Genomic DNA, 1290 nt, shown 5'->3' on the forward strand with positions numbered 1-1290 from the left:
CGTTCCAGGCGTTCACCGGCGCGTTCGTGGTGAGCGGCGGGCGCGGCGGCCCCAGCGACTCGACCCTGCTGTACCCGCTGTACCTGTACCAGCGCGGGTTCACCGACTTCCGGATGGGTTACGCCTCGGCGATGGCCTGGGTGCTGCTCGTCGTGGTCGCGGTGCTGACCGCCCTGGTGTTCCGCAGCGCCCGGCGCTGGGTGTTCTACGCGGGGGAGAACCGGTGACGCCGTCGAAACGCCTGCTGTGGCACGGGCTCGTGGTGGCCGTGCTGCTGGTGCTGCTCTACCCGGTGATCTGGCTGGTCTCCACGTCGTTCAAGCCGGCGACGGAGGTCCTGTCCACGCTCGCGCTGCTGCCCGCCCACCCGACCGGGGACAACTACGCGCAGGTCTTCGACGGCGTGGGCGAGTTCGGCGTGCTGCACTACTTCGGGAACTCGCTGCTGATCTCGGTCGGCGCGGTGGTCGGCAACGTGATCTCGTGCTCGCTGGCCGCCTACGCGTTCGGCCGGCTGCACTTCCGCGGCCGCGGCCCGATGTTCGGCTTCATGATGATCACCATCATGCTGCCGCAGCACGTCGTGCTGATCCCGCAGTACGTGATCTTCCAGCAGCTGGGGGTGGTGAACACCTTCTGGCCCCTGGTGCTGCCGAAGTTCCTGGCCACGGACGCGTTCTTCGTCTTCCTGATGGTGCAGTTCATCCGCACCCTGCCGCGCGAGCTGGACGAGGCCGCCACCCTCGACGGCTGCGGCCCGGTCGGCGTGTTCCGGCACGTGGTCCTGCCGCTGCTGCGGCCCGCGCTGATCACCACGGCGATCTTCACGTTCATCTGGACGTGGAACGACTTCTTCTCGCAGCTGATCTACCTCAACGACGCAAAGAAGTTCACCCTGCCGCTGGCCCTGCAGCTGTTCGTCGACCAGGCCACCCAGTCCGCGTTCGGCCCGATGTTCGCCATGTCGGTGCTCGCGCTGCTGCCGATCGGCCTGTTCTTCCTCGCCTTCCAGCGGTTCCTGGTGGACGGCGTGGCGACGTCGGGGCTCAAGGGATGACCGCGCCGAAGACCCGGGTGGGGGCGGAGGAGCAGGTGAGCCCGTGGGCGCGGCCGCTGGCGCTGCTGGCCGAGGTGCTGCTGATCGGCGTGCTGGTGAGCGCGGCCGCGCTGCCGGTGCTGACCGCGCTGCCCGCCGCGGCGGCCGGGGCCGTGCTGCTGCGCGACCTGGTCGAGGACGGCCGCACGCCGACCGCGCGGCGGTTCGTCGTGCTGCTGGCCCGTGCGGTGCGC

Annotated in this window: 1 protein-coding gene and 2 pseudogenes; all 3 read left to right on the plus strand. The window is 69.9% G+C overall.

The window, feature by feature from the left end; genetic code table 11:
• Positions 1-227: pseudogene (locus tag AB0G02_RS40765) on the plus strand (ABC transporter permease); the annotation flags it as partial.
• Complete coding sequence (locus AB0G02_RS40770) at positions 224-1057, plus strand: carbohydrate ABC transporter permease (RefSeq protein ID WP_360806072.1); 834 nt, start codon at positions 224-226, stop codon at positions 1055-1057. The pseudogene AB0G02_RS40765 and the gene AB0G02_RS40770, both read left to right, overlap by 4 nt.
• Positions 1054-1290 (plus strand): annotated as a pseudogene (locus AB0G02_RS40775) (hypothetical protein); the annotation flags it as partial. The gene AB0G02_RS40770 and the pseudogene AB0G02_RS40775, both read left to right, overlap by 4 nt.

Source organism: Actinosynnema sp. NPDC023658, assembly GCF_040639995.1.
In the GTDB taxonomy this organism is placed as follows: Bacteria; Actinomycetota; Actinomycetes; order Mycobacteriales; family Pseudonocardiaceae; genus Actinosynnema.